Consider the following 22,186-nt stretch of genomic DNA (forward strand, 5'->3'; position numbering starts at 1 on the left):
AAATAACAACTTCATTCATGGTATTGGTCTTTAGAGATGTTTGGCGATTGATCTGATCACCAAATACCTTGAATGTTCCAAATTATTTTAACAATGACTTACCAACTTATTTCGTGGGGATACCTCAGTCTCTGACCCTATTGATTTCCTAAACGATAAAACTCCTTTGTTTTCATGTATATCTCAAAATATATCGCTTGGTAGCCTTTGATCTCTGATATACCCTATTGTGTGATGTGAACGTTATTTCAACAACAAAAGCAATATCTACAGACTAGGTAAAAAGGTAGTTTAATGACAGATCGGGTAATCAATCATATTGAAAAACTGGGCGAAGATTACTTCACCCAAAGTATACTTAAGCCGATTTTTGAAGCTAAAAACTACAAATGGGTAGACTTCAATGGAGGACCAAACGAATTTGGAGCCGACCTCATAGCCGTAAAAGATGATGATCTTACTGGCGATTACGAATTAGTTTGTATCCAGTCAAAAAAAATTAAATCCTCAAAAAAAGAAATTGGTCAAGATAGTAAATTATATAAACTGATTATCCAATTACAGCAGTGTCTAATACGTAATCGCCCACTGCCTGACGGAAAAGAAAAGTGCGCGGACAAAGTCATACTAGCCGTACAAGGAAGGCTCCACGTCAGGTTGAGGGATGAAATAAAAGATCATACAAAACAAGGAATTATAATACTAGAGTCTCCTAGAATAGCTGAACTTTTAAGAACCCATTGTTTTGAAATCTACAAAAAAATCAACACAACTGTTTCGTCAATCACGAACAATCCAAACTTAATTTTTGGCAATCAATCTTTAAAAAAGGCTTTACGTAGTAACAATTTAAAAAACATTACAGACTATTCATGTGATTTAGAGTTCTTTATAGGCGGACGAAAGAAGCCATTATTTATCATAGAAGACTACAAAAAATTTCTTGCCCCGTTGAACGCCAAAGAAAAAGAAATTTTGTGGCTTATTTCTGCCTGTAAAAAAACAGAATCATTCGCTCAAAATCCGTTGATAATTGGTGACATCGCATCCATAAATTGTAAATTTCAAGAAGAGCTATTGAAGTATGAGTCTGAATCTAACAAGAATCTTAAACACGACATACAAAATAAAAAGGAGGCGTTACACAAACTTGAGGTCCATATACAAAGAATAACAAAAAGCACATTGAGGGAGCATGAAAGTAAAATAATCGAAGAAATATTAAACTTAATCTATTCAGGAGAGCAATCAAAAATTGATGGTGACATAAAGAAAAAGATTGAAGAATCGTTTTTTTCAACCAATTACTTAAAAGAGCACCTTAAGCTATCTAGGTCAATTTCATTGAAGGAATCAAGCCTTTTGGAAGAACCCTCCGTTGAAATAAATTTTTCAGAAAATTTCATCTCAGAAGTAAACAGGGTTTCGACGCAATATAAACATAATTTAAATGTAATAGAAAATGAAGATTCCTCAACAGAAATCGTCCAAGAACTGTTGGATGCCGCGAGTTTTTTACTTAATTTCCAGACTGTATTCTTTGACAATGCATCTCCTCTCACTAAGCGAGTAACGAATGATCATATTAAAAAATACAATTCTAGAATATCTTTTTCTCCATCAATATTATTTGACTCAACTAGAGATCTAGCCCTTCTTGGAGGTGCGGGTTATGGAAAGACAACTACACTTCAAAGTTATGCGCTTAAATGTCAAAGCAATGGAAGAAGAGATTGTATTTACATAGAACTCACAAGGTATAGGGACATACTCAAAAAATATATTCCTGACACTAAAGGAATCGCGATTAAACGATACGCTTTTCTAGATTTCATTCTTGAGTCTCACTCAATAAAACCCAACAGAGAAAGCCGTGATGAATTAAAAGCAATTCTGGATTCTGGATTCTGGATGCATCCTAATTGATGGGATTGATGAAGTATATAGCTACATCCCTAGAATTCTAGACGCCATAGATAAGCATAAAGAGGAATTTCCATCTTGCCAAATTATTTTGGCAACCAGAGATAACTTCGACTACATCGCCGACATTAATTTCTTAAATGTATCTCTTTTATCCTTTACAGAGGAGCAACTAATAAAGTTTATATTCGGGTGGTGCGAATCACAAGAAGATGCAAAACAACTTGAAAAATCAATCGAAAAAAGAAATCTATATTCTGTTTTAGGAAATCCTCTTCTAGCTACGATAGCTTGCACACTTATTTCACAGGGAATTAAAGTACCCAACTGTGAAAGTAGGTTATATGAAGAGAGAATTAGGTTACTTACAGGTGAGTATGATTCCGCAAGAGAAATTAATAGACAGTCTGTGAGACCTGAAATCCTATCAGAAGTGGCAAAATTTGTTGCTTTTAAAATGCACTCTCTTGAGTGCCGTTCAATTGGTAAAGATATATTGCAAAACTATTTGATTGAAAAGTTTAGCCGAAACTACAGTGTGAATATAATAATTAATGCCTTAAATGAGTTAATCACACCTTGTAATGTACTGATTTTAGACAGAGAAACTGATTTAATTTCTTTTGACCATTTTAGGTATCAAGAGAGCCTAACCGCTCAATATATTGAGACGATACAGTTTTTTGAAATCGTGAGCTATTTAAAGAGTGAATTTTGGACAGGAGCCTTTATTCTCTTTGCAGAAAAGAAATCCATTGTTCCAATTATTGAAGAACTAGTCAGAGGAGACTATCTTTATGACTCTTACTTTGAAACTTTAAAAGCTATGATATTGAACTCCTCAGATCCTAAGCATGTCCGCCAAGGACAGCTTGAAATTATAAATATGCATTCTAGTGAATCCTCTTACAAATTGTAATATCGCTTATAGAGACATATATGGGCGCTCCCGCGATGTCAACGCATTACCTATCTCTTCGAGCTGATTTTCAGAGCGATTATCATCACCGGCTTAACGAGACACTCACTGTAACAAAAACGATAAAGCATAATGAAATCATTACACTATGGAAAATGGTACTGCGGAAAAGTAGTGGCGTAGCCACCATAGCTGTTGTCGGCGAAGCCGATTTCTTTGTCTTTTGATTTACCCTCGCATTTATGTTCGCCGATTATCTGGTGAATTTAGTGGGGCAATTTGCATGGGTGAAACTGGATTCCTTAGAAGCACAGCTTCGCCCAGTTGAACAGCTCGACAAGCGACCGCCATGGACGGCGGAAGGTAGAACAATGCAGGAGCAATTGTCGAGAAGTCGAGATTGGGTGCCGATCATCAGGGATGTGTAATTGACTACTTTGAAGGTTTTGAACTTAGTTACTATAGACCCGCTAAATTTACCTGATAGTCGAATGAAGAACATATTTGGCGAGCGGCCTTTTTTGCCTACTTTTTTTGGCTGTTGACCATATTTACAGGATAAATATGGAACAGCTTTAGCTGGCCTGAAAGGTAAAGTGCAGGACGCACTTTATAAAAAAAGTATGGTCGTTTGGCAGGGATGCCAATCGAAAAACTGCATGGATGCAGGTAAGCGACAGCGCATTATGAACAAGGAGATTCCGGCCCAAAAGACTACCGGAATGACGGTATGGGGTGACGGTGCAAACCACACTCACTTCACAGCAAACTCACGATCCAACTCACTCACCCCCAACCCACTCTTCTTAGTCACCCGCAACTGCGTTGGTATCCGCTCCTTCATCGCCTCAATATGACTAATCACCCCGATCATCTTCCCAGAAGCATTCAGGTTGTCTAGGGCATCTAAAGCGATATCCAAAGTCTCAGCATCCAAAGTCCCAAACCCTTCATCTAAAAACAACGAATCAATACTGGTTTTATGACTGACTAAGTCAGACAAAGCCAGTGCCAAAGCTAGGCTAACCAAGAAACTTTCACCACCTGATAAGGTTTTGGTGTCTCGCTCTACGTCACCTTGCCAAGTATCGAGTACGGTTAACGCTAACCCTTGCTCTTCTTTACGTTTAAGCAAATAACGGCCATGTATGCGGTCGAGTTGTTTGTTGGCAAGGTACACTAAGTTATCTAGCGTTAGGCCTTGGGCAAAACGGCGGAATTTATCGCCGCTGGCGGAGCCTATTAAACCGTGTAGGTAACTCAGTTCATCGTAATCTTGTTTTTGTTGTTCTATTTGTTCGAGTAAGGCTTGTTGTCGGGTGGCTTCTTGTTGGTCTGCTGATAATTGGCTGCTAATGCCGCCTCGGCGTTCTACCAATAGGTCTTTTTCAGTTTGTAGCTGTTGTAGCAGTGTTTTCACTTCTTGTTGTGGGGTTTGCTGCCACAAGGACGCTTCTTCGATAGCATTAAGCTGTTCGAGCTGGGCAGCGGATTGTTCTAATAAGGTATTCGCCCGTTGTAATTGTGTATCTAATCTTTGTTTTAAACTGATTAGATGGTTGCGTTGCTGCTCGGGTAACAGCGCCATTTCAAATTCGGCTTGGTTAACAAAAGGGCTGTTGTTTAATAGCTCATGCCATTTTTCGGTGAGCTCTTTAAGTAACAGTTCAAGCTCTGTTTGCTGGTGTATTTTGGCTTTGATGGCGGCTAATAAGTCACTATGTTGCAGGTCGATTTGTTTGTGCGTAGCCATAGCCAACTGTTGGGCTTGTTCGGCGTTGTTTAGCTGAGAGTTGGCATTTTCTCTGGCCTGTGCCACTGTTTGCTCACCAAACAATTGCTGGCGCTGTTTGCTGGCTTCATCCCACTGTTGTTTGAGCGTAACTTCTTCTGACTGTAGCGATAAGAGTTGTTCAGATAGGTGTTTCAACTGCTGTCCCATCGCAGCATGTTCAGCACTTTTACCTGCCAACTGCTGACTTAACTGCTCCTTTTCTTGCGTTTTATGCTGATAACGCTGCACATCTTGACGTTTAGTTTGCAGCCATTGTACTAGTTCATTTTCTGGCGGTGCGATGTAACCTAAGGCAACAATATTATTGAGTAATGCGCTGCGGTTTCTATCTATCGACTCAATTAGCTGGGTGTATTCTTGGGTCGTTTTTTGACTGCTTTGTTGCAAGGATTGTTGGCTTTGTTCTAGTAATTTAAGTTCGCTGCTGAGTTTGTCACTGTCGCGCTGGGTAAGGTTTAACGCTTCTTTGTTTGTTTGGCGTTCTTTATCTAATTGCTTAAGTTGTTTTAATTGATTAGATACTTGGTCTAGCTGGTTTTTAAGCTCCACATCAAAGCTTTGTAAGCTGGGCTGATCGTTAATAACAAAACTTACCTGCAGTGTTGCTGCCCTCTCCTGCCATTGGGTGACTAACTCATTTTCAAGTGCGCTTAAATCAGCTAAACGATTTTGTAATTCTGTCGCTCTTAGCTTAAATGAATCCAGTTTTTCACGCACCTCTGTGCCTTGTTGTTTTAATTGGCTTAGCAAAGTTTCGGCTTGTTGTTTTCGGTTCACGGTTTCGGGAATATCTATCGCCATAGCCGATGATTTTGGATGTTCTGTGGCGCCGCATAATGGGCATTCTTCATCTGCTTTAAGTAACTGTCGATATTGCGCTAGCTGTTCTTCTTGGCTAACCAGTTGTTGTAAGTCTTTGCAGATTTGTTCTTGCTCTTGGTATTTTTGCACTAAGGTATTGCGCTGCGCACTTAGCTGCTCTACTTGTTGCTGGCTAGTAGATAATTCATTCTGGCAAGCTGTTTTATCTTTTTCTAATTGTAAATAACGACGCTGGGTATCTTGTGCTTTATGCAGCTCAGGCCAAAGACTATGAATATGTGAAACTTGGTTTTCAAGGGCCGTGGCGTCTGACTCATGGGTTAAGCTTTGATACTGGGCTTCTTTTTCTGCCTGTTTTGCCTGCTGCTCATTTAAACGTTCAGACAGGTTTTGCCATTGCTGTTGTAGACCTAGCTTAACTTGTTTTTTTTCATTGAGTTGGCTATCAATGTCTAGCGTTTGCTTTTGCAATACTTGAGCGGTTTGACTATCTCGTTCAAGTTGCTCAAGTGCCCCACTCCAACCACTAAGTTGTTCGCCTACCGCACTATCAGCTTGATGCTCAGTTAGGTAATTTTGAGCAAAGCTGTGCTGCTCCTTTAAGGCTGTTAACTCGGTGTTTAGTAATTGCTGTTTAGTGGCAGACTCTTGCTGTTGTTGCTGCAATTGGCCAATAGCCTGTTGTTTATCACTGTGTTTTTCAGTTAAGGCGCTTATTTGACTATCCAGCGGCATAACCTGCTCGGTGATTAGCTTTTCCTGACTTTGCTGCGCTTGTTTACTGCTTTTTAATGATTGTTCGGCCAACGATAACTTATCGGCGGCGCTGGTTAGCTCTATTTGTAACTTGGCCTTTGTTTCTTGCTGGTCAGCCAACTGCTCAGTCGCTTTAGTGTGTTGCAGTGTAACTTCTACTAAACGTTGCCAATTGGGGCGCAGGCGTTCGGCGGGTTCGCTTTTTTCAAGCAATGTTAACTCAACTTTTGCATCAGCAATGGCTTGCTTGGCATCAAGGTTTAATAGGTTGGCAGCTTGTTGGCTTTGCTGGGCAGCGAGTAGTTTGTCCCACCAATTCATATGATTTGTATGGGTTGTAATTTGTTGCTCAATGCCTGTTTGTTTGTCTTGTAATTGATTGAGTTCGTCTTGTAAGACTTGTTTCTGCTCAGCTGTGAGCACTTGAAAGGTATTCGCCCCTACCTGTAATTCGTTTAACCTTTGTTTGGCTTGGCTGTGATGTTCATGCACCTTAACTGAAATCTGCCCATATATTTCAGTGCCGGTTAGCTCTTCGAGTAACTCAGCCCTTTTATTTTCATCGGCATTCAGAAACGCCGCGAAATTGCCTTGGGATAACATCATAGATTTGGTAAAGCGGCCAAAATCTAGGCCGGTGAGTTTTTCTACTTCTTCACTTTTTTGCCTAATTTGGGTCGCTAGCACTTTGCCCGTAGCTACTTCGGCCAGTTCAGCGTCGGCGGGTTGTAAGTTGCCATCCACATTGCCCCGTGAGCGGCGCATACTCCAAAACGCTCGGTAAGCCGTGCCTTTTACTTCAAACTCTACTTCGGCCAAACATTCGCTGGTGCCTCGGGTCATGATTTCATTTGAGGTATTAGTGATTTGCCCAAGCCTAGGAGTTTGATGATATAGGGCTAGGCAGATTGCATCTAATAAAGTGGTTTTGCCTGCGCCTGTTGGCCCGGTGATAGCAAATAGGCCATTTTCGGAAAAAGGTGATTGGGTAAAATCAATTTTCCATTCACCCTTAAGTGAATTGAGATTTTTCAATCGAATACTTAAAATTTTCATGCATCAGTCTCCTGATGCTCTACCTCAGACAATATTTGGCTAAAGCGCAGTCGTACTTGTTGCAGAGTCTGCTGCTGATCATCGGTTTTTTCTGAGTCAACTTCAGGGCTTGTAACAAATGTCTCCATGGCTAAGCGTTTTTCAAATACATCGCGAGGGGTTAACTCTGCTAGGGTTTCACTTTGCATTTGGCTAAGCAATTGCCTGCGCTCGTTGCGCGAACGGCGCAGTTGTAAGACCTCAACGTTTAACCCTTCGGTCATGGTTTGAATGCGCTGTTGTAAGTCAGACAAATAGTCTTGGCTCTCGACTTCTAGGCATAACCAACAAGGTAAATCTGTCTGGTGATTTTTTAACGTCTGTAAAGCACTTTCTATTGCCGTCAAGTCGCCCTTGATCACTTGCATCGGCTGAAACAATGGCACTTCAATTGGCCTTAAACTTGAGCACTGCGCGCCGCTAAACTCCACCAGCATCACTTGTTTAGGTTTGCCGAGTTCATCAAAACTCAAAGGTATAGGTGAACCGCTATAACGAATATGCTCAGACTTGGCCACGATTTGCGGTTTGTGAATATGTCCCAACGCAATGTAATCGGCAGGCGGGAAACCATCTGCAGCAAAACCATCTAAAGTACCGATGTAGATATCCCGTACACTTTCAGATTGGCTCACACCTAGCGCGGTTAAATGGCCGGTGGCAATAATAGGTAAATCTAGTCCGCTTTCTTGTTTCTTCGTTAAAGCTATTTGATACAGCGTTTGGTAATGCTGCTTAATCGCCTCGCCTAAAGCTTGGCGCTTTTGTAATCCGGTTTCACCGGCAGTGCTTTGCAACACATCTCTGGCTCTAATAAAAGGCACAGCACATAAAATAGCGGCCGGTTGGCCTTGTTTATCAGGGATAGTAAACACTTGCTCATCAATAGACATACCAGTGCTTGCCACCACAAAGGTATTCAAACAAGCCAACAGTTGTTTTGACTCGTTTAGGGTAGACACCGAATCGTGATTGCCACCCAATACCACCAATACACAATTGAGCCTTTGCATGTCGACCACAAACTGGTTGTACATTTCTCGGGCATAACTGGGGGGAGTGCCGGTATCAAAAATATCACCGGCTATTAGCACAGCATCTATTTGCTCTTGTGCCACTATGTTTAACAACCAATCGATAAAACCTTGGTGTTCATCCTTGCGGCTTTTAGTGAAGAAACTTTGGCCCAAGTGCCAATCAGAGGTATGCAGTATCTTCATTGCGATTCTTCCCAGACTTCAAAAATAATGTATTTCATTGCTACATGCGCTAATCGGCATTATACCCATGGCACTGCAAAATATTGAAATAACAATATCTGGAAAAACTGTTTTAGATAATGAGCGCCCCTATTTTTGAGAGCGTTCCAGAGACCAATCTAAAAAAGACTATGGCGTGTCTAGTTTAATACCGTTTCATTTACGATACGGCTCTCTGCCCCGTTCAATCACAGCGTTTATTAATGTCGTTAGCTTTTTCTAATTCAGTGATGTGTTTATTTGCGGCATTTAATTGTCGCTCCATTTCACAGCGCGCATCAATCATTTCGTTGGCGATAGTGGCTAAATACTTAAATTCAGAAAATCCCAACTTTTTACTGTCCATATGTTGGTATTCTCTTTTACAACGATAAAAAAACATCACAAAATTCAAAAATGCCCGTTGAAAGGTAATATAACTTTTAACCAGTAAAATAATTAACGCCAAAGACGTAATGGTCATAATCACCAAACTAATGCGCTCTACTCGTTGTTCAGCATTGGAAATAAGCACCGCCAGCTTGTCATTGACTCTGGTTAATTGACTTTCCAGTGCGTGGGCTTGTTCGCGAAATTGACCTTGCAGCCCTAGATTGTGATCTAGACCATTGGTTTGATACGCCGACACTAACTGCATAAAACTTTGCTGGTAGGTATTCAGTAATGTTTGTTGTTGCTGCACGTTGAACTGATTGCTTCGAGAAATTGCCAATGAAAGCTGCTGATAAAGCACGGTTTCTCGGTCGACATACTCTAATTTTTTGCGCAACAAAAAATCCTTTTCACTACGGCGCATTTGCAATAGCAGCACTTGCAAATCATCTTGGCGCAGTTCTTGAAACTGTTTTTCTAAACTATGGGTAGCTTCTCGAAAACGTCCCTGATAACCGCTGTTCTCATCAAGACCAATCTGGGTTTGCAAATTGACTAACGCAAAAAATTTGCTTCGATACTGAAAAAAGTTATGACTAAGCTCATCAAATAGGGTGTTGGTATCTCCTAACTTCGCAAAAACAGGTTTTATCTGCGTAATCTGTTGCGAAAAGTCATCGGCTCGCGTTTTAAAAAGGTCGACATATTGCGGGTCTAATCGCAGTAGGAAGTCTTTTTCATGACGGCGTAGTTGTAATAGTTCCCTGCTTAGGCTCAGTAACTTTTTGCTTTGAGTATTAAGGTTAATTAATCTGTCAGTATTATAAATTTGGTTGCCGACTAGCACTAACATACCTAACAAACACACTCCGATAATGATGATTAAGCGGGTTTTGATAGAATCAAACTCTAATGATGCAAACACAGTCTAACCCTCTGAATTTTAATATTTGAGCATGACATTTTTTTATGACGTTTTTATGTATTGAGTGTCAGATCAGCCGAGACGTGAAGTTTTAGATAATAAAAGCAGTCAATTGGTTTCGAACTTCCCGCTAAGTGAATGACGCGGTATTAAGGGTATGAACCCATGACCCAAAAGCTGTATTTTGTTTTTATTCGAGTCATTTAGCTTGTTTTTATAGCTTTCGTCCTTACTATAACTGCACTTTAAAGTACTAGAATTAAAATCCTAGATTGTATTGAGAGTTCTAAATAATAGTGATGTGGTGTTGGCGCGGATTAATTTTCAGTTTGAGTGTTGTTATGTTAATAGCAATAGCTTGCCCTGCCCGAGCCATAGATAACACTCCAGAAACCACAAACTCAACTAAGCTAGTTAGCTTAGCTTTTGATTTTCATAATAAGTTTAATGATTTAGATACCACAGACAATTACGCCCAGAACCTATCCCCCTCCCAAGTTTTAGAGTCTATGCTCGACCTAGATAGCAATCTAAGTCACACAAACGATTTGGCTGAGCATCTAGGTAACAACGGTCACTCTCCAGAAAAAGCCCCCACTTTTGAATTCACGATAAACCCCAATTTCAGTTTACCGCCCCATGAGCGGCTCGCGGCCAGCACCTTTGGCGCCAGCGTACAAATTGAAGCCCTGTTCCTATTAGTTTTTGAATTTCATCCCGAAATTTTAGGTATAAAACACTTTCTAGCACCGTTAAATACAATTAGTGCTGTACCTTGGTTTTTACGTCCCAGTGCCACAAATAGACAAGGCCGTACCGCTGGTTGGAAAGAAAGTAACACCCTATATACCGGCATTATCACTTACCTAAGCTAAGTTCTTCTCTGGCGCTAAACAGCGCACAATTTTAGTCAGTACTTGTTGTACTACATTTTTTCGCGCCTGCGTTTTATTGCGCCCGCGTAGTCCAATTGAGCAGTACATTTTATCACTGCTTCTTGGCACCAATAGAGAACACTCATGCGTAAAGCCAATTCCAAGCCCAAACACACTTGGCAAATTTTAATCATTATTATCACTGTGACCATTTTAGGGCTAAATGCCTTGCCAACTTTTTATGGCAACAACAATGCCATATCGGTCAATACCACCAACGCAAACCTAACGCTCCCCAATACACAACAACTGCGGGACATATTGAATAAAAATGACATTGAGGTTAAACAAATAATTAACACCGGAAGCAGCAGTAAGCTTGTGATTGCGGGGGATGACAACAGGTTAAATCGTGCTCAACAACATTTAGAGGACACCTTAGGCGAAGGCTACAAAATAGCGTTAACCAATCAATCTGCAGCACCTGAATGGTTACAGAATTTAGGTATGTCACCCATTAAACTGGGATTAGACTTAAGTGGCGGCGTATTGTTTGTGTTAGAAGTTGACACAAACAAGGCCGACCAAGAACGCCTTACCAGTATTAAAGATCAAGCCTTGCAAATCATTCGTGACCAACGCCTTAGGGGCACAAGTATTAAGCTTGGTACTGCAGTTGAGAACCAAAGCAAATTTGACAATCAACTTCAGGTACAGTTTTTCAGCCACCAGCTTACGAAAGTCAAAAGTTTAGTACGACAAATTCAACAAACAATGCCTGGCATTAGTTTCACCCAAACCAGTGACCAAAGCGGTATTTTGGGGTTTTCTGAACAAAACACCCTTAGTTTTCACCAAGAAATTATGCATCAGGCGCTGTCTACTTTACGGGGTCGTATTGAGGAACTGGGTATCACCGAGGCAGTTACTCAGCGCCAAGGACAAAACCGTATTCGTATCGAATTACCGGGTGTTAAGGATCCTGAGCAGGCTAAACGTATTATTGGCGCAACCGCGTCGCTAGATTTTTACGAGATGGCCAATAGCAGCACAGCGAGTGCCAAACACCTTACCGATAAAAACGGGCAACGCTTAAGTCTGGCGCCTAAAGCTATTTTCAGCGGCTCAAATATTGAAAATGCCAGCGCCGGACGTGACGAAATGGGTTCGCCCCTTGTCAACCTGACACTTGACGGACTGGGTGGCAAAAAGATGTCTGAGTTTTCCAAAGACAATATCGGTAATCCTATGGTCTCTGTTTTCTCTGAATATCACAAAAACAGTGCCGGAGAAATGGTCAAAAACAGTAAGGTGATTAATGTAGCAACTATTCAAAGTCAATTAGGTAATCGTTTTAGTATTACCCATCTTAATAGTTTGCAAGAAGCGTCAGATCTGGCGTTGCTGCTTCGGGCCGGTTCGTTAGACGCGCCCATTACTATCGTGCAACAACGTACCATTCAAGCCTCGCTTGGAAAAGAAAACGTCGGTAATGGCCTAATGGCACTCGCCATTGGTCTAGGCATAACATTGCTATTTATGGGGCTGTGGTATCGCAAACTAGGCCTGATTGCCAATATCAGTTTAATGTTAAACCTAGTGTGTTTATTGGGATTAATGGCGTTATTACCTAACGTGGTATTAACCCTGCCCGGCATAGCAGGATTAGTGCTAACTGTAGGCATGGCGGTTGATACCAACGTGCTCATCTTTGAGCGAATAAAAGAACAACGCTTAAGAGGTAGAAGTAATTTTTTAGCCATTGAAACCGGTTACAAAGAAGCCTTCTCTACTATTTTAGATGCCAACGTAACAACAATGATTACCGCGTTAATCTTACTGAGTATCGGGTACGGTCCAGTGAAAGGTTTTGCTATGACCCTAAGCTTAGGCATATTAACCAGCATGTTCAGCGGAGTGTTTATTTCTCACATATTGACTTATTTGGTTAAACCACAAATTGCAGTTAAACAGAAGGAGTTAATCTAATGAGTAGTCCATCCATGGGTAAGCAAGATCTCATCAAACAACAACAACAGCTGCAGACACAGCAAGCTCCAGCATTAACACGCTTCAGTAAATATCGTTTAGCTGGCTTTTATCTAGCCATGACCTTGATAGTACTGTCACTCATAGGTCTTGGTTTTAAAGGCTTAAACCTAGGTCTCGATTTTACCGGTGGTTACATGACTGAATTTACCACTGAACAAAGTATTGATAAAACCCAAATGCAACAGCAATTAGGCGAAGTGTTGTCTGACGGATTTGAGCTCAGCAGCAGTTCAGCAAATACTCAGTGGAGCATACGCCAAGCAGTAGGCGCAGAAAATGTCATCGATAAGGCATGGTTAACCACTTTTGCCAACCAAAACAGCTACAGCATTACTCCACAAGACTCTACATTTATTGGGTCACAAGTGGGAGCTGAACTCATCGATAACGGCAGTTTAGCGCTATTGGTCGCTGCAATCGCGATGATGCTGTATTTGACTTGGCGTTTCGAATGGCGCTTAGCTTGTGGCTCGCTAGTTGCTTTAGTTCATGACGTTGTAGTGGTACTTGGTTTATTTGCGTGGCTCGGCTTACCCTTTGATTTGACAGTGCTAGCTAGTGTTCTTGCCATAATAGGTTACTCAATTAATGATTCTATTGTTATCGGCGACAAATTACGCGAGGTCATGGGAGCCAAAACCACTATGAGTATGAATGACATTATAGATACCGCTATAAAATCGACTCTGACTCGCTCTGTTATTACCTCGGGAACAACCTTAGCGACTATTGGCGCTATCTGGTTATTTGGCGGGCCGCCTTTGCAAGGTTTTGCTATCGGGTTATTTGCTGGGGTGATTTTTGGTACGTTGTCATCCATTGCATTGTCGGCCACCATTCCGCAACTAATTGGTTTAGACAGGGATTTTTATCAACACCGCGCACAGGAGTTATTACTCGACGAAGCCCCCTAAAACACTTTCATTTATCGACACAAACGCCCTAAAACCGAGGGCGCTTGTGTCGATACAAGGGTTTGAGAGCCAACCAAAACAATAAAATGAAATAAAAACAAATTAAATGAAATTTATTGAGAGATAAGGTAATGTTGAGTTTCTACATTGCTAAGGAGCACCTAGATGTTTTGGACTTCTATACAGAAACTATGCAACATTTTATTTTTGTTTACGTTAGTAGCTTGCAGTTCAAGCTCTAATAGTGATGACGAAACTGATTTTGCTGAAAATGAGAATTTCAGCAAGATCCCCTTACAAGCCAGCATATCCAACGTACAACCTATGACAGGCTTAGTTTTTTGGACTGACAATACTAGCGCCCTAGAAAGTTTAGGTTCCAGTGTGCAATTAGAGTTTTCCTATATGTTGTTTAGTGATGTCGTTCAACAAGTGGGTGAATACAATTGGCAGGTAGTCGATGAACTGCTCGATGATGTCGCCGGCCGCGGGCATCAAGCAATATTACGGTTTCGCTATACCTACCCCGGCCACACCCAAATATCAGTACCTGATTCCATAGCTAATTCAGCCAGTTACAACATAATGTTCGATAAAGTAGAAGGAAGAGATACCTTTTTGCCTGATTGGAGTCACCCCGCACTTCAAGACTTTAGTTTACAATTTTTCGTCGACTTTGCGGCACGGTACGATGGCGATCCTCGTTTGGCCATGTTGCAAGTGGGTTTTGGCTCTTATTCTGAATATCATTTATACGACGGCCCAGTGAGTCTAGGGATTAACTTTCCAAGTAAAGCTTTTCAAAACAGTTTCTTAGAAAAGATGTCTTCGAGCTTTAACACCACGCAGTGGTCAATTTCTATTGATGCGGCCAATGATGTTTATTCACCTTTGGCCACAACGCCAAGTCTCAAAGAAGCAGATTTTGGTGTCTTTGATGATTCATTTATGCATAAAGAGCATTCAAATAGTGATTCAGAATATAATCGCGCTAGCTGGCTATTTTTTGGTGCAGACCGGTACCAATCTAGTATGTTGGGGGGCGAATTTAATTACTACTCTGGCTACGACCAACAACATGTACTTAATTTACCTAATGGAGCTTGGGGACGTAGCTTTGAATCATTCGCCCAGCAATATCATCTCAGCTACATAATAGGTAACGACCAATACAGGTACCAATCTGCTCAGCGTATAAAACAGGCCTCTTTAGCCATTGGTTACAAATTTAACATCGATAGTTTTAGCGCCTCACCTAAGCAAAGCCGAGTTACGATTAGCAATACAGGCATCGCCCCTATTTACTATGATGCCTATCCAGCCATAAATGGCACTCGCTCTGCAATATCGTTAAAAGGTTTACTGCCTGGCGAATCACGTAGTTTTGAGTTTGAAATCGGTGGTCAATCCCCAGTTTTGACTATAGAGAGTGAACATCTGGTGCCAGGTCAACACATTGAGTTTTCAGCTAATTTGTAGCCTTAACTCAGGTTAAAGCTTTCCATTTATCATACCCACTGTAAGCGAAAGCGCTGCACTCGAATAAATTTCAATGAAAAGAACAGCTACGTAGAACCAAAGTGCCGTTCAATTCCTTTAATTTTGGGTAATTGATTGAAACGAAAATTTGAATACAAGCGTCGCCGGTTGTTTTAATTTTCACTGTACTATAAATTTGGATATCTGTTATTGAGTTAGGGTTAGCGATGTCATCTGAAAAAACACTTAAGTTTGTATTCGAAAAACAAAACAAAAATAGTATTCGCTATAAAGAGATCCCCGCAGATGGCATGCCTGCAGTCATTGGCAGTATTTACGTGCAAAAATGGTTTGCAGGCGATGCTAAAAATATTGAAATAACCATTAATAAAAGCGACTAAAACAATAGACTATCTGACGCAGTCATTTAATGGCTATGGTTGGCTTTTTTAAAAATTTTTACATGGAGTACCTAATGTGCAGTGATCGCCGAAAATCCACTAAATTACATGATTTATTAGCATCAAAGTTGCTTCAAGCTGAAAATTTAGTGGCAGCTCTGGTAAAAAACCTTGAATCAAATCATCTCTTCAATGTTACTCAAATCCACAATTCCCTTGACGCCATAACGAGTAACAACCACCAAATCTCTATCACCATGCAACAAATATCAACCATGTTGCTAAACGTTGAACCCAAAAAAGCGGATACTTGCCCTACCCCTGAACTCCCCACAGCCTTGCCTAAACACTTTGAAATACGAAACTGGTTATTAGCTTGGCCACAAATTGATGAGTTGGTCAGAACGCAAGTGCCGGCCACGAAACGAGCGTTATTTCGTGACACCAAGGCGGCGAATGACATCACTGTTAGTCAATTATCTGCCTACGATAGTGCCTTTGATTATTTACGTGGGAAATTCAATACCGAATCACAGGATTGCAAAGCAAAGGAGCACGGCTGTTTTGCTGATATTTCCTTTCCTAACAGTGTATTTTTAGAAAACATTCATGCTGCGTACCGGATACTGCTAGCTCAAGGGGTAGCATCCCAATCTCAATTTATCGATGTTGGCTGTGGTAGTGGTTTAAAAGTGATGCAAGCATCACTGTTTTTTAATCGAGTTGTTGGGCTTGAGTATGACTTGGGTTACGCAAACATCGCGCGAGAATTACTTGAACAGGTACATATTGCAAATTGGGATGTCATTCATGGTGACGGCATTACTTTCGATACTTACAGAGATTTTAACCTTGTATATTTTTATCGCCCTATGCGAGATCCCGCAATGTTGAATAAACTAGAGAACCAAATCGCTAACACGGTCGAACCTGAAACAATTTTGTTCGCTCCCTATGAACAGTTTTATTTTCGCCACAAAGAGTTAAATTGCGCACCACTTGGAGGCAGTTTATACCTTGCAAAATCGAATCAATCCCAAGCCGATTCGCTTCGAACAAAGGCTGAATATACCGGCACTTTTTTCAACAAACCGCGCAACACTCCCCCTTCAATTTGGGATCCGATCATCAAGTTTTCCCATAAAAACGGTTTTGGATTAGATAACTAAGCCAGCAGGTAAGGCGTTGAATTTGCAATAGCCTAAAGGCTAGTTATAATCCTGCCCTTTCGTTTTATCTACCTTATCTCTGAGCTTTATCACTTTGCAGTTTATTATAAGATTACACCCAGAAATCATCGTTAAGAGTCGCAGGGTACGCCAGCGTTTCACATTTTTACTAGAAGGCAATGTACGTAGAGTATTTGAACGTAATAATCTGGCCATTAACTTAGTTTGGGCTTGGGATAAACTTACCTTAATCGTTGCGCCTGAATCACTGCACAAACAAGATGAAATCATTGACTTGTTACAACGAATACCCGGCATCAATCAAATATTGCAGGTACAAGAAAGCACCTTTACGGATCTAGACGATATTTGCAAACAGGTTACACAAGTCTGGCAGCCATTGTTAGTTGGGAAAACGTTTGCGGTACGGGTTAGACGCCACGGCAAACACCCATTTTCGTCGATGGACATTGAAAGATATGTAGGCGCTCATATCAACCAACATTGCGAAAGTAACGGGGTTAAGCTTAAAGATCCTGATGTGACAATCGAATTTGAAGTAGATGGCAACACCCTAATACAAAGCCATCGTCGAATTCAATGCTTAGGAGGTATGCCTTTGCCCTCGCAGGAAGAAGTGCTTTCGTTGATGTCAGGAGGCTACGATTCTGGTGTTGCAGCCTACCAAATGATCCGCCGCGGTGCGCGCACCCATTTTTGTTTCTTCAACCTGGGCGGACGGGAGCATGAAATAGGTGTAAAACAAGTCAGCTATTACCTCTGGAAACGCTATAGCGAATCTCATAGGGTCAAGTTTATCGCGGTAAATTTTGAGCCTGTTGTAGCCGACATCCTCAAAAATGTTAAAAACAGTCAAATGGGCGTGGTGCTCAAACGCGCTATGTTAAGCGCCGCCGCTAAGGTCGCAGATAAGCTCGCGATCGACGCGCTAGTAACCGGGGAAAGTTTAGGTCAGGTATCGAGTCAAACCTTGAGCAATCTCAGTGTTATCGATAAAGCTACCGATAAGCTGGTACTGCGTCCGTTGATTTGCATGGATAAAATGGAAATTATCACCCAAGCTAAACACATAGGCACTGAAGACTTTGCTAAAGTTATGCCGGAATATTGTGGCGTTATTTCACGTAAACCAACGGTTAAAGCACAATTAAACGAAATTGAAATTGAAGAAAGCAAACTCGATTTTGGAATAATTGAACGTGTGGTAGCAGATGCCAGAATGCGTGATATTCGTACCATAGCCGAAGAAGCCGAACAAGAAACCCAATATGTGAGCAATGTTGACGTACTACCAGCTGGATGTGTTGTATTGGACATTCGCTCTACAGAAGAGCAAGAGCGAGCCCCTTTGCAATTAGCTGGAATAACAGTGAAACACATTCCCTTTTTCAAACTATCCTCAGTCTTTCCTTCGCTGCCACAACACCATGCTTATTATTTGTACTGCGACCGCGGGGTAATGAGTCAATTGCAAGCCTTGTTGTTGCATGAAGAGGGATACACACAAGTGCAGGTATACCGTCCTTAATGACTATGACCATTTAATTAGAGGCCACTTAATTAGACATTCAAGCGAAAAATCACTGTCTATATTTGTTTATTGATTTCCACAACACTTAATTGCATCATAATGGGTCTAAAATTTACTCTGCATAAGTCACGAGAAAAAATTGGATATTTTGAACTTCGCACTCCCCATAAGAGGTGGTTTTTATATCACTGCTTTGCTAATTTGTGTGTTGTTTCTAAGCTTTATTAAACAAGCAAAATTAACCAACAAAGGTTATTTAACGGCGTTTTTAGGTATAAAAATGACGATGGCCTTATGTGAATGGTTAATCATTTATGTACCTGCTCCCCAGAGTCATTTATGGCTGTCTCTATTGTTTGTTTTATCATTTGCTTCAGCGCCACTTTTGTTACGCTTTGCCTATGGTGTAACACCTTGCCATAATCAATCATTGTCCCATAACTTAAGATTGTGGGAATGGGGAGTCATTCTTTCTAGCATCCTATTAATCACGCCGTTAGTCTTGGCATCTGGCGTTTTCATAAATTTTGAATTTGGTCCGAATTTTGGCCATTTTATCCACGTCACTATGTCCATTTGCATAATATTGTTTGTTTTACAGGTGGTACTCTACTGGCAAAAAGCTTACAAAATTTATAAGCTTGAAGTACGTCGCACTATGCAGCAGTTTTCTGACTTACAGGTTCGTTCATTGTCAGTATTAAAATTACTGTTGATACTGGTGTTAGCCAATCTGGCCTTTAGTTTACTTCGCACCTTTAATTGCTGGTTTTGGCAAAGCCAAATTGAAATAACTGTTATTGCTAATATCTTGGAATATGCAATTCTTTTGAGTTGTTTATTCTTTATATTTCATGGCACCTTACCCACTCAAAACCTGACAAATGAAGAAACGCTAGTTGTACCGACACTTGACTCACTCAATCAAACAATTGGGTCGAGTGAACAGATTGCATCGATTGAAACTGGCAAGTCACCCAAATACGCTAAAACACAACTCGACAAGGAATTTAGACAAAGAGTGAAAACTAAGCTGCTCAGCAAAGAAAATATTACTCGACTGGCTTTAAATAGTGGTATTTCTTTGACTAAATTTGCCGAGGCCATAGGAGAAAAACCTTATTATGTAACACAAATATTGAATCAGGATTTACAAACTAATTTTTACGAGTTTATAACCGAACATCGAATTCAACATGTTATAAGTCAATTATCAGAATCGTCTGAACAAACGATTCTTGATATAGCTTTGACTGCCGGGTTCAATTCAAAGTCAACCTTCAATACAGCCTTTAAAAAACAAACGGGGCTTACTCCTTCTCAATATCGCACAAAAATGAAAACTCATTCGTCTGCTGTTTCTATCTAGTTTAGGCTCATAAGCGTTCGCCCCGCTGAGTCCGTACGTTTTAAAAACCATCTGTTGTTAGCCTTAGGTCTTTAATTTACACGAGGCAAAACAGTGAAAAATTTCTATTTACTTGCAATCTTGTTAAGCGTTACACAAGTATTTTTACCCATTAATATGGTTCAAGCGACCCCCGACACTAAGGTCGAAAGGCATGTCGTTGAAGCTATCAAAAAAGCTAATCAGGCTTGGCAGCGACACCTAGTTCAAGGGGAGATTGCCAAAGTGCTTAAAAACTATGGGGATAAGGCGATTTTTATGCCTGAGTATCAACCCACATTAAACGGTATAAATGACATTAATGAATATCTCACCACCTTAAACAGTCGGCGTACCTTGCACAAAGTGAGTTATCAATCAGAAGAAATGCTCAAGCTAGGACATTATGTGCTTGAAATAGGCCGTTTCGAAAAAGAAATTGAATGGCTAAACGTTCAGCCAGATAAGCATACACACTACACAGGTAAATATTGGCGAATTTGGAATACAGAGATACCCGAAGACCTTAAAATTATTGGAGAAGCATTTGGATTTTATCAACACCTAAAACACCCAGAGTTTTGGGTCACTAATAGAAAAACACGCTCAGGCACTTCACCCAACCACTTTAAAGCGAGTAACGCGAGTATTGAATTGCAAGCCTACCACGCTTTAGGGCGCATAGGCGTGAAACAAAAAGACGGTGAATTACGGGCTAAAATGTATACACAAGACGCCATTTTTTATCCCTTTGCGGCGCCTCCTAAAAAAGGAATGGCTGAACTTACCCCTTATTTAATTCAATATTCTTCCCATGGCGCAACGATCGAGTCTGTGCAAACTTACACCCATGACGTGATCTATTTTGATAATTTCATATTGGAATTTGCCAAATTTGCTGTGGCTTGGACTTACGAGGGGCTACCTGGAAGCGCTAACGGTAAAGGTATTTCCTTACGCAAACGCTTAGAAAACGGTGAATTACGTTTTTTTCGCCATATTGGAATGCACAATTACGATGGGTACTAGGCCTGCAACCATGAGACAAATCACATGAAAATATTGATGAACAGATACACAATAGTTAGTCGCAATCTAGTGATGATTTTTATTAGCCTGATACTTTCAACAACCGGTGTGAATGCAGGAAATCCGGTGTTGAATGCTGATATTAAACAGACTCTAAGCCCAAAACGGGTAAGTTATATGCAAGCCATGCTCGATGAAAATACACAAGAATTGTTAACACAATATTCTGTTGATACCCGGTTGATGCCTGAGGCTCACCCAACCATTTTTGGTAAACAAAACGCTCAGCGTTTTTTCGAGGCGCTTTTTTCACGTTTCGATATTCAGCGTTATGAAAAATCAGCCATTGATTTTATTCCTATTGCGAATGACATAATTGTAGAGTCAGGCGAATTTGAGCTAACAATGCTCAACCCAACAGGACAAAAAAGAGTATTAGCCGGTAGTTATGCCAATCTCTGGCGTCAGCAAAACCAATTCGAATGGCTTATAGAAACCGACATATGGAATTTTCACCAATGGATTGATTTCAAAGACGAGCTGACTTTTGATCATATTCCCTCAGTTGTCACCGCGCTAGGCCCGCGTATTCCGTTAGATAACGACCTAGCAATAGAAGTGGCCGCATATCAAGTATTAAACAAAGACGCGGTATTAGAGGGGGATGCTGGTATCTTAGTTGAAACTTATGGCGAGAAAGCGCGACTCTATCCCAATTACCACTCGGCATTGACTGGTAAAAAGGCGATCAAGAAATACTGGCTCAAACATATGGCAGAGTTGCCCACTTTCAGTATGTTGCAAAATCGAACAGACAAGATTGAAGAATACGGCAAGTACATCATCCAATATGCCTCACATATCGCAGCATATCGCAGCATATCGCAGCATATCGTAACGCGACTACATCAGGGGTAAGTACTGGAAAACACTTTAAAATATGGAAGCGAAATTCAGCGGGCAGAATAAAAGTCCAATTATCAATCAGTGCGTACGACAACTAGAACTTGTGTTGTTGAGGTTTAGACAATACCACCCAACCACTTTTTTGCCGTGTAAATGAATACATAGATTTACAAACATTGACGTTTTTTTGGCAAACACCTTTCGTAACGCTTACCAAAAATACAAAAATTAGTCGAAATTTAAGCCTGCCTCCGTCTGTCCTTTTTTGATCCTGTAGAATAATGGCTATTCAGACAATAAAGTGGGCACTTCATTAACGGCAAGGATGAAGTCACCCACAAGGACACAAATAAAGTCAACTAAACCTCGAATCCCGTTGATATCCTTGCTATATTTCGGCGCCTATAAATAAGGTTTTGTGTGTGTATGCGCACAACTTAAATGGGAATTTGGTGTAAATCCAAAACTGTGCCCGCAACTGTAAACGTTGATCAATACGTAAGTCAGATACCAGCCTTGTATACCTTTGAAGTATAAATTTATTTCAAATAATCCT

At 40.8% G+C, this 22,186-nt stretch carries 15 protein-coding genes and 1 riboswitch; of the genes, 12 read left to right on the forward strand and 3 right to left on the reverse strand.

Translation table 11 applies throughout. The features are described 5' to 3' along the window. Positions 1-294 precede the first annotated feature (294 nt). Complete coding sequence (locus ABJK37_RS10375; RefSeq protein WP_348352905.1) at positions 295-1,926, forward strand: hypothetical protein; 1,632 nt, start codon at positions 295-297, stop codon at positions 1,924-1,926. Between the two features lie 88 nt (positions 1,927-2,014). Beyond that, positions 2,015-2,842: a hypothetical protein gene (locus ABJK37_RS10380; RefSeq protein WP_348352908.1), complete on the forward strand. Its 828-nt coding sequence runs from the start codon at positions 2,015-2,017 to the stop codon at positions 2,840-2,842. Positions 2,843-3,596: 754 nt separating this feature from the next. On the opposite strand, the gene ABJK37_RS10385 is transcribed toward ABJK37_RS10380, so the two are convergent. The 3 genes from ABJK37_RS10385 to ABJK37_RS10395 all read right to left on the reverse strand — a co-directional run bounded on the left by ABJK37_RS10385 (position 3,597) and on the right by ABJK37_RS10395 (position 9,866). Beyond that, on the reverse strand, positions 3,597-7,271 hold the full coding sequence (locus ABJK37_RS10385; RefSeq protein ID WP_348352911.1) for an AAA family ATPase: 3,675 nt from the start codon (positions 7,269-7,271) through the stop codon (positions 3,597-3,599). Next, a complete protein-coding gene (sbcD, locus tag ABJK37_RS10390; protein ID WP_348352914.1) occupies positions 7,268-8,530 on the reverse strand; it encodes an exonuclease subunit SbcD in 1,263 nt (420 codons plus the stop codon). Before sbcD ends, ABJK37_RS10385 begins: the two co-directional genes overlap by 4 nt. A 223-nt stretch (positions 8,531-8,753) precedes the next feature. Beyond that, positions 8,754-9,866, reverse strand: a complete 1,113-nt coding sequence (locus ABJK37_RS10395; protein ID WP_348352917.1) for a hypothetical protein — start codon at positions 9,864-9,866, stop codon at positions 8,754-8,756. A 341-nt stretch (positions 9,867-10,207) separates the two neighbouring features. Here ABJK37_RS10395 and ABJK37_RS10400 point away from each other — a divergent pair, with 341 nt between their 5' ends. From ABJK37_RS10400 to ABJK37_RS10445, 10 genes are all read left to right on the forward strand, one after another. Beyond that, complete coding sequence (locus ABJK37_RS10400) at positions 10,208-10,741, forward strand: hypothetical protein (RefSeq protein WP_348352920.1); 534 nt, start codon at positions 10,208-10,210, stop codon at positions 10,739-10,741. A gap of 144 nt (positions 10,742-10,885) precedes the next feature. Further along, on the forward strand, positions 10,886-12,730 hold the full coding sequence (gene secD, locus ABJK37_RS10405; protein WP_348352923.1) for a protein translocase subunit SecD: 1,845 nt from the start codon (positions 10,886-10,888) through the stop codon (positions 12,728-12,730). Next, positions 12,730-13,707 (forward strand): protein translocase subunit SecF, encoded by a 978-nt coding sequence (gene secF / locus ABJK37_RS10410; RefSeq protein ID WP_348352926.1) that lies wholly within the window; start codon positions 12,730-12,732, stop codon positions 13,705-13,707. The genes secD and secF overlap by 1 nt, the downstream gene beginning before the upstream one ends. 165 nt (positions 13,708-13,872) lie before the next feature. Continuing rightward, positions 13,873-15,186 (forward strand): hypothetical protein, encoded by a 1,314-nt coding sequence (locus ABJK37_RS10415; protein WP_348352929.1) that lies wholly within the window; start codon positions 13,873-13,875, stop codon positions 15,184-15,186. 227 nt (positions 15,187-15,413) lie between these two features. Continuing rightward, a complete protein-coding gene (locus ABJK37_RS10420) occupies positions 15,414-15,587 on the forward strand; it encodes a hypothetical protein (protein WP_348352932.1) in 174 nt (57 codons plus the stop codon). Between the two features lie 74 nt (positions 15,588-15,661). Next, positions 15,662-16,756: a class I SAM-dependent methyltransferase gene (locus ABJK37_RS10425; protein WP_348352935.1), complete on the forward strand. Its 1,095-nt coding sequence runs from the start codon at positions 15,662-15,664 to the stop codon at positions 16,754-16,756. Positions 16,757-16,850: 94 nt separating this feature from the next. Beyond that, positions 16,851-18,305: a tRNA uracil 4-sulfurtransferase ThiI gene (gene thiI / locus ABJK37_RS10430; protein ID WP_348352938.1), complete on the forward strand. Its 1,455-nt coding sequence runs from the start codon at positions 16,851-16,853 to the stop codon at positions 18,303-18,305. A 142-nt stretch (positions 18,306-18,447) separates the two neighbouring features. Next, the gene (locus tag ABJK37_RS10435) at positions 18,448-19,677 is read left to right on the forward strand and encodes a helix-turn-helix domain-containing protein (protein WP_348352941.1); all 1,230 of its coding nucleotides are present in this window, start codon (positions 18,448-18,450) and stop codon (positions 19,675-19,677) included. Between the two features lie 93 nt (positions 19,678-19,770). Continuing rightward, positions 19,771-20,724 carry a hypothetical protein gene (locus ABJK37_RS10440; protein WP_348352944.1) on the forward strand — a complete coding sequence of 318 codons (954 nt, stop codon included), beginning with the start codon at positions 19,771-19,773 and terminating at the stop codon, positions 20,722-20,724. Positions 20,725-20,748: 24 nt separating this feature from the next. Continuing rightward, entirely contained in the window at positions 20,749-21,642 is an 894-nt protein-coding gene (locus ABJK37_RS10445) for a hypothetical protein (protein WP_348352947.1), read from the forward strand. Between the two features lie 382 nt (positions 21,643-22,024). Then, positions 22,025-22,164: riboswitch (cobalamin riboswitch) on the forward strand. Positions 22,165-22,186: the final 22 nt, after the last annotated feature.

Origin of the sequence: Paraglaciecola sp. (genome assembly GCF_039964565.1) — a bacterium.
Classification (GTDB): Bacteria; Pseudomonadota; Gammaproteobacteria; order Enterobacterales; family Alteromonadaceae; genus Paraglaciecola.

Excerpts from the sequence above, each read along its gene's own strand:
- ABJK37_RS10375 (WP_348352905.1), top strand. The coding sequence starts at position 295 with ATGACAGATCGGGTAATCAATCATATTGAAAAACTGGGCGAAGATTAC.
- ABJK37_RS10385 (WP_348352911.1), bottom strand. The coding sequence starts at position 7,271 with ATGAAAATTTTAAGTATTCGATTGAAAAATCTCAATTCACTTAAGGGT.
- sbcD (WP_348352914.1), bottom strand. The coding sequence starts at position 8,530 with ATGAAGATACTGCATACCTCTGATTGGCACTTGGGCCAAAGTTTCTTC.
- ABJK37_RS10400 (WP_348352920.1), top strand. The coding sequence starts at position 10,208 with ATGTTAATAGCAATAGCTTGCCCTGCCCGAGCCATAGATAACACTCCA.
- secD (WP_348352923.1), top strand. The coding sequence starts at position 10,886 with ATGCGTAAAGCCAATTCCAAGCCCAAACACACTTGGCAAATTTTAATC.
- secF (WP_348352926.1), top strand. The coding sequence starts at position 12,730 with ATGAGTAGTCCATCCATGGGTAAGCAAGATCTCATCAAACAACAACAA.
- ABJK37_RS10415 (WP_348352929.1), top strand. The coding sequence starts at position 13,873 with ATGTTTTGGACTTCTATACAGAAACTATGCAACATTTTATTTTTGTTT.
- ABJK37_RS10420 (WP_348352932.1), top strand. The coding sequence starts at position 15,414 with ATGTCATCTGAAAAAACACTTAAGTTTGTATTCGAAAAACAAAACAAA.
- ABJK37_RS10425 (WP_348352935.1), top strand. The coding sequence starts at position 15,662 with ATGTGCAGTGATCGCCGAAAATCCACTAAATTACATGATTTATTAGCA.
- ABJK37_RS10445 (WP_348352947.1), top strand. The coding sequence starts at position 20,749 with ATGAAAATATTGATGAACAGATACACAATAGTTAGTCGCAATCTAGTG.